The sequence below is a fragment of the Streptomyces anatolicus genome (assembly GCF_019400875.1).
Classification (GTDB): domain Bacteria; phylum Actinomycetota; class Actinomycetes; order Streptomycetales; family Streptomycetaceae; genus Streptomyces; species Streptomyces anatolicus.
The window spans coordinates 1-6,800 of the sequence record NZ_WMBF01000340.1 but is presented as its reverse complement, the minus strand read 5'-3'; the positions used below and the strand labels follow the sequence as shown (position 1 = coordinate 6,800).

Annotated in this window: 4 protein-coding genes; 2 read left to right on the top strand and 2 right to left on the bottom strand. The window is 73.2% G+C overall.

Annotated elements, in window-relative coordinates:
- Positions 1-469: 469 nt before the first annotated feature.
- Positions 470-3,238: a helix-turn-helix transcriptional regulator gene (locus tag GKQ77_RS33975; protein ID WP_219691039.1), complete on the bottom strand. Its 2,769-nt coding sequence runs from the start codon at positions 3,236-3,238 to the stop codon at positions 470-472.
- 137 nt (positions 3,239-3,375) lie between these two features.
- Between GKQ77_RS33975 and GKQ77_RS24170 the strand changes: the two genes are divergently transcribed.
- Both GKQ77_RS24170 and GKQ77_RS24165 read left to right on the top strand, forming a co-directional pair.
- A complete protein-coding gene (locus GKQ77_RS24170; RefSeq protein WP_219691038.1) occupies positions 3,376-4,473 on the top strand; it encodes an NAD(P)H-dependent amine dehydrogenase family protein in 1,098 nt (365 codons plus the stop codon).
- Positions 4,466-4,957: a carboxymuconolactone decarboxylase family protein gene (locus GKQ77_RS24165; RefSeq protein ID WP_372459971.1), complete on the top strand. Its 492-nt coding sequence runs from the start codon at positions 4,466-4,468 to the stop codon at positions 4,955-4,957. The genes GKQ77_RS24170 and GKQ77_RS24165 overlap by 8 nt, the downstream gene beginning before the upstream one ends.
- Before the next feature lie 68 nt (positions 4,958-5,025).
- Here GKQ77_RS24165 and GKQ77_RS24160 read toward each other — a convergent pair whose 3' ends face one another.
- Positions 5,026-6,645 (bottom strand): GMC oxidoreductase, encoded by a 1,620-nt coding sequence (locus GKQ77_RS24160; protein ID WP_219691037.1) that lies wholly within the window; start codon positions 6,643-6,645, stop codon positions 5,026-5,028.
- Between the last annotated feature and the right edge of the window lie 155 nt (positions 6,646-6,800).

Below are 6,800 nucleotides of genomic sequence, written 5' to 3'. Positions count from 1 at the left end.
CGGGGGGCGGCCGCCGCGAGAGCGGGGGAGGGGGTGCCGACGAGAGGCACCCCCGCTCGAACGGCCCCGCGTGGCACCCGCGCTGGGGCAACCTCCGCTCGGCGCCGGTGCGGAACCCGCGCTGGGGCCGCCGGTGTGGCACACGCGCTCGACCGCCGGTGTAGCCCCCGCTCGAACCGCCGGTGTGAGACCCCCGGTCGGGGCTGCCATGCGAGGCCCCCGATCGGGGCTGCCGGTGTGGCAACCCCGCAGGACCGCCGGTGGGGCACCCGCGCTCAGCCGCCAGTGTGGTATCCCCGCTCGGACCACCGACGTGGCGACCCCGCTCGAACCGCCGATGTGAGGCGCCCCCGGTCGGGGCTTCCGGGCGAGGCCCCCGATCGGGGTTGCCGGTGTGGGCTTCCCCCGCCCGGGGCTGCCGCTGTGAGGCCCCCCGCTCGGGGGCACACGGCGTGCCGGAAGCCAAGGCTCAGGCCCGCGAGAGCTCCGTCGCCCTCGCCAGCAACCGTACGAGCTGCGCCCTGCGATGCACCCCGTCGAGCTTCCGGTAGATGTTGCTCAGGTGGAACTCCACCGTCTTGACGCTGAGGAAGAGCCGCTCCGCCACCTGATGGTTGGTCAGGCCCTGTCCGACCACCAGGGCGACCTGCATCTCCTGCGGGGTCAGCCGCTCCAACGGCGCCCGCTCCGGGCGTACTTCGGTGCCGCCCGCCGCGTGCAACTCGGCGGCCACCCGCGCCGCCCACCCCGCCGCCCCGAGCCGCTCGAACGTGGCCAGGGCCCGCTCCAGCAGGCGCCGGGCCTCACTGCGCCTGCCCTGCCTGCGCAGCTGCTCGCCCCACGCGAACTCGGTGCGCCCCCGCTCGAAGGGCACGGGACGCTCGGAGAGGAGCGCGAGGGAGCGCCGCATGTGCGGTTCGGCGGCGTCCGGTTCGAGGAGACCCCGGCAGCGCGCCGCCGCCCCCGCGGTCACCGGGCGGTGGCCGCGCCCCGCCTCGTACTCCAGGACGTCGAGCACCTCGCGCGCCTCGGCGGTCATGTGCAGATGGACGTACGCGTCCGCCAGATCCGCGGCCCACGTCAGATACAGGCCGTCGCCCCGGCCGTGCGTGCGGGAGAAGGCCCGCACCTCCTCCAGTCGGTGCACCGCCTCCTCGAAGCGGCCGAGGCCCAGCTCGAGGAGGCCGAGCGCGCCGCGCGCCCGCGCCGCGTCCATCGGCAGCTCGGTGGCGGCCGCCCACTCCATGGCCTGCGCCGCGTGCCGCCGGCAGTCCGCCTCGCGGTGGAGCGCGGCCTCGGTCCTGGCGAGGGCGGCGAGACCGCGCGGCACCTCGATGAGGCGCCCGGTGGCCTCGGCGAGCCGCACCGCCTCGTCGGCCTGCGCGAGCGACGCACTCCAGCGGCCCCGCCAGAACTCCACCACGGACAGCGTGCACAGCAGGTGCGAGAGGAGCCCCACCGCGCTGGAGGCGCGCGCGGTGTACGCGGCGCGGTCCAGCAGGGCGTGCGCCTCGTCGAGTTGCTCCGCCGCCAGGTGGCAGAGGCCGCCCACACCGGAGAGCGGGTAGGGGAAGGCCGGGTCGGGCGAGGCGAGGGGGCCCGCGAGCTCGCGCAGCAGCGAGCGGCCCGCGTCCGCGTCACCGCCGAGCAGCAGCACGAGCGTGCGCAGGAGCCGCACCGGCAGCAGCGTCCGACGGGCGGAGTCGGCCAGTTCCATCGCCGCCGAGGTGGTGCCGCGGGCCGCGGTCAGGTCGCCGACCGCGAGTTCGGTGAGCGCGATGCCGCCGAGCATGACCGCGGCGAGCGCCGGGTCGACCTTCTCCGCCTCGTCGACGGCGGCCCGCAGCAGCTCACGCGAGCGGGTCGGCTGTCCGCGCTGCACGTCGAGGTAGCAGCGCAGCTGGCGGATGTCGAGCCGCGTACCGAGCTGTTCGGCGTGTTCCAGGGCGCGGTCGAGGATCGCGGCGGCCTCGTCCAGGGACCCGGCGGCCTGCGAGGCGCGGGCGGCGCACAGCAGCCGCTCCGCCTTGCGCTGCCCGGCCGGTGTGAACCGCGCGGCCCGCTCGTAGAGCCGGGAGGCCAGCGGGTAGGCCAGGGTGTCGGGCGCCCCGGACGCCGCGTTCTCCAGGAGCGAGGCCACATGCTCGTCGGGCTCCGCGCCGGAGGCGGCCAGATGCCAGGCGTACTGCTCCAGGGCTGGTGCGGTGGCGCCTTGCAGGGAGCGGGCGATGGCGTGGTGCGCCCGGCGCCTGCGTACGGGGGTCGCGCCGTGGTAGACCGCCGAGCGGACCAGCGGGTGCCGGAAGGCGTAGCCGTCCTGCTCCTCGACGACGAGGCCCGCCGCCTCGGCCGCCTCCAGCGACTCATAGCTGAGCCCGTGCGCCCGCAGCGCCGCCTCGGTGCCCGCCAGCGGCCTGGTGCCGAGGACGGCGAGGAGCAGCATCGCGTCCTGAGCCTCCTGCGGCAGCCGGGCCACCGCGCTGCCGAAGGTGTGCGCGAGGAGTTCGCCGATCGGCAGGGGCGCCTGGGAGTCGTCGTCGCCCGCGCCGCTCCCGGCGAGCAGGGCGGGCAGTTCGATCAGCGCCAGCGGATTGCCGCGCGCCTCCGCGAGCAGCCGGGCCGCCTCCCGCTCGGTCAGCCGAGCGGTGCCCTCCTCGGCGATCAGGCGGTGCGCGGACTCGGCGTCGAGACCGCCGAGGGTCATGGTCTCGACGGAGGCGAGCCGCGACGCCGTGCCCGCCAGTTCGTCGCGCGCGATGAAGAGCACGACGACGCCCTCGCGGCCCAGCCTGCGGGTGGCGAAGGCGAGGGCGTCCAGGGAGTACGGGTCGAGCCACTGCGCGTCGTCGACGGTGAGCAGGACCGGGCCCTCCTCGGCGAGCGCGCCGAGCAGGCTGAGCGTCCCCGCGGCCACCGCGAAGCGGTCCTGGGCGACGGCGGGGCCGAGCGCCAGCGCCCCGGTGAGCGCGGCGGCCTGGCGCTGTGGGATGCGGTCGAGGAAGTGCAGCACGGGCCGCAGCAGATCGGCGAGCCCCACATAGGGCAGGTCCGACTCGACCTCGACGCCTCGCGTGCCGAGCCGCAACAGGTCGTCGGCCTGCCCGGCCACGTACGAGACGAGGCTGGTCTTGCCGATCCCGGCCTCCCCGCGGATGAGCAGGGCGCCGCTCTCGCCCCCGCGTGCCTTGTCGATGAGAGCGAGAAGACGTGCGCATTCCACGGATCGCCCCAGGAGCATGCGTCCAGCGTACCGGTGGCACGCGTCTCGCGGAGGCGACGAACGGGCCGTACCCCGATCGAGCACGTACGCAACCCCCTTCAGAACGAGCGGACTTGGCCCTGTCATCCGTCGGTTCCTGCCGCTACCCTCCGCGCATGATTCCCACGGTGGTCTGGGGCACTGGCAACGTCGGCCGCGCGGCCGTGCGTGCCGTCGAGGCCCATCCGGCGCTGACGCTCGCCGCCGTCCTCGTGCACAGCCCGGACAAGGTGGGCCGCGACGCGGGTGAACTCGCGGGCGTGGGGCGCGCGTTGGGTGTCCGGGCGACCGACGACGTCGCGGCGGTGCTCGCCACGGGGCCCCGGGCCGTCGTCTACGCGGCCTCCGGCGACCTGCGCCCCGACGAGGCGCTCGACGACGTCGTCGAGGCGGTCCGGGCGGGCGCCGCGGTCGTCACACCCGCCCTCTACCCGCTCTACGACCGGCACGGCGCGCCGCCGGAGTTCAGGGACCCCGTCCTCGCGGCCGCCGCGGAGGGCGGCGGCTCGCTCTTCGTCTCCGGGGTGGACCCGGGCTGGGGCAACGACGTACTGCCCCTGCTCATCAGCGGACTCGGCACCACCATCGACGCGATCCGCTGCCAGGAGATCTTCGACTACACCACGTACGACCAGGAGAACTCGGTCCGCGACCTGATCGGCATGGGCCACCCGATGGAGTACGAGCCGCCGATGCTCGCGCCCTCGGTCCCGACGATGGTGTGGGGCGGCCAGCTCCGCCTGATGGCGAGGGCGCTCGGCGTCGAACTCGGCGACATCCGCGAGACGTTGGACCGCCGGCCGCTCGACGCGACGGTACGCACGCGGGCGATGGGGGAGTTCGCCGCGGGCACCCAGGGCGCCGTCCGCTTCGAGGTGCAGGGCATCGTCGGGGGCGAACCCCGCATCGTCATCGAGCACATCACCCGCGTCCACCCGTCCTGCGCGCCGGACTGGCCCTCCCCGCCGGGCGGCGGCGACGGCGCCCACCGGGTGATCGTCGAGGGCCGCCCCCGCATCGAGGTCACGGTCGAGGCCACCGACGAGGACGAGAACCGCTCGGCGGGCGGCAACGCCACCGCCGTCGGCCGCCTGGTCAACGCCATCGACTGGCTCGTGGCCGCCGGACCCGGCCTCTACGACGCGCTGGACGTTCCGCTGCGTCCGGCGGCGGGCCGGCTCGGAAGGACCCGGAAGGAAGTGACCCATGGGTGAACCCCTGCGCATCGACATCCCCGAGGGGCGGGACGCCATCCCGTACGTGTGGGGCGAGCTGGTCCCCGAGATCGGCGCGGCCGCGTCGGCCTTCTCCCTCGCGGTCTACGCCCATACGACCCTGGGGCTGCGGGAGTTCGAGGCGGCTCGGCTGCGCATCGCGCAGATCAACGGCTGCGCGTTCTGTCTTGACTGGCGCACCGAGCGCGACGGGCAAAAGGTCGAGGAGGAGTTCGCCGACGCCGTTACCCGGTGGCGCACCACCGACGCCTTCGACGACCGCACGAGGCTGGCCGCGGAGTACGCCGAGCGGTACGCCCTGGACCACCACCACATCGACGAGGAGTTCTGGACGCGGATGACCGCGCACTACAGCCAGGCCGAGATCGTGGAGCTGAGCATGAGCATCGGGTCGTGGCTGGCGTTCGGCAGGCTCAACCATGTGCTGGGCCTGGACACGGTCTGCGTACTGCCCAAGCCCTGACGGTCTGCGTACTGCCCAAGCCCTGACGGTCTCCGTACTGCCCAAACCCTGACAGGGGGGCGGGCCGCTCACAGATCGGCGGCGATGATCTTCTCGATGTTCCGCTCGGCGAGCGCCGTGATGGTCACGAACGGATTGACGCTGGTGTTGCCGGGGATCAGCGCGCCGTCGATGACGTAGAGCCCCGGGTGGCCGTGCAGGCGCCCGTAGCCGTCGGTGGCCTTGCCGAGGACCGCGCCGCCGAGCGGGTGGTACGTGAGGTGGTCGCCCCAGATCTTGTACGTGCCGAAGAGGTCGGTGCGGTAGATCGTGCCCTCCTTGGCGTTGATCTTGTCGAAGATCGTCTTGGCTGCGTCGATGGAGGGCTGCTTCCAGGCGGTCTGCCAGTTCAGCTCGGCCCGCCCGGCCGCCGTGTTCCACGAGAACTCGGCGCGGTGCGGGTTCTTGGTGATCGACAGGTAGAACGACGCGTACGTCTCGATGCCCGTCGGCAGCGGCGCCACCTCGGCGAACGCGCCGCCCGCGGCCCAGTTGTCGATGCCGGCCGTGGGGATGGACGACTGGAGCGCGCCGGTGGCGTCCCACATGTGGTTGGCGCGCCCGCACATGACGTTGCCGTTGTCGCCCCAGCCCTTGCCGATCTCGCCGTTGAGGCGGGGCAGGGCGCCCGTCGCCCGCAACTTGACCAGGAGCTTGCTGGTGCCGACGCTGCCCGCGGCGAAGAACACCTTGTCGGCCGTCAGCTCCTTGGTGGCGACGGTGTCGCCGCTCGTGCTGATCTGGTCGATGGTGACCGTGTAGCCGCCGCCGGGCGCCGGGGCGACCGAAGTGACCTTGTGCAGCGGCGAGATGGTGACCCGGCCGGTCGCTTTCGCGCGGGCGAGATAGGTCTGCTGCAGCGACCTCTTGCCGTGGTTGTTGCCGTAGAGGATCTCCCCGGCAAGTGCCGACCTGGTGGCGGTGCCCGCCTGCTCCCGCTTCATGTACTCCCAGTCGTATACGTCGGGCACGAAGACGAAGGGGAAGCCGGAGCGCTGCGCGTGCTTGCGGCCGACCCGGGCGTACTGGTAGCACTCGGCCGTCTCGAACCAGTCCGGGTCGATGGTGCTCACCCCGAGCCCCGCGTTGGCGCGCGGGTAGTAAGTGCCGTACATCTCCGCCGCGTCGACCGTGGGGAGTACGGCGGCGAAGTGCTCCCGGCGGGGCGTGACCGCCATGCCGCCGTTGACCAGTGAGCCGCCGCCGACGCCCCGGCCCTGGTAGACGGTGATGCCGCCGAACTCCTCGGCGTCCAGGATCCCCGTGTGGCGCGGCACGTCCTTGTCGAGCGGGAAGCCGAGGAAGTTGCTCAGGGGCTGTCTGGTCCGGGTGCGCAGCCAGAACGAACGGACGTCCGGGCGTATGGTGTTGGCGAAGATCTTGCCGTCCGAGCCGGGGGTGTCCCAGGCCATGCCCATCTCGGCCATGTGCACGTCGACGCCCGCCTCGGCGAGGCGCAGGGCGGCGACGGCGCCGCCGTAACCGGTGCCGATCACCAGAGCGGGGACGCGGGCGCCGTCGAGAGCGCGGGCCGGGGTGGTGGCGTGGGCCGTTAGCGCGACGGCGCCGAGAATGGAACTCGTTCCTGCGATGAATCTACGACGTGACAGCCCGTCAGAAGTCGCGTGGAGCTGGCGTTCTGGGTTCATGTGATCCTCCTCACGTTTGGCGGAATAGAAACGAGTTCTACTGCCGCCCGCATGGGAAGTCACGCCATACCAAAAAGTAACTTCTGTCCGATCTTGCGTGCCGCTCAGGGGGCGCGGGAACGTACAGTTCCGGGGTATTCCGCGCCGGTCTGCGG

Bases quoted from the DNA above. Each gene is read 5' to 3' on its own strand.
- GKQ77_RS33975 (WP_219691039.1), bottom strand. From the start codon at position 3,238: ATGCTCCTGGGGCGATCCGTGGAATGCGCACGTCTTCTCGCTCTCATC.
- GKQ77_RS24170 (WP_219691038.1), top strand. From the start codon at position 3,376: ATGATTCCCACGGTGGTCTGGGGCACTGGCAACGTCGGCCGCGCGGCC.
- GKQ77_RS24165 (WP_372459971.1), top strand. From the start codon at position 4,466: ATGGGTGAACCCCTGCGCATCGACATCCCCGAGGGGCGGGACGCCATC.
- GKQ77_RS24160 (WP_219691037.1), bottom strand. From the start codon at position 6,645: ATGAACCCAGAACGCCAGCTCCACGCGACTTCTGACGGGCTGTCACGT.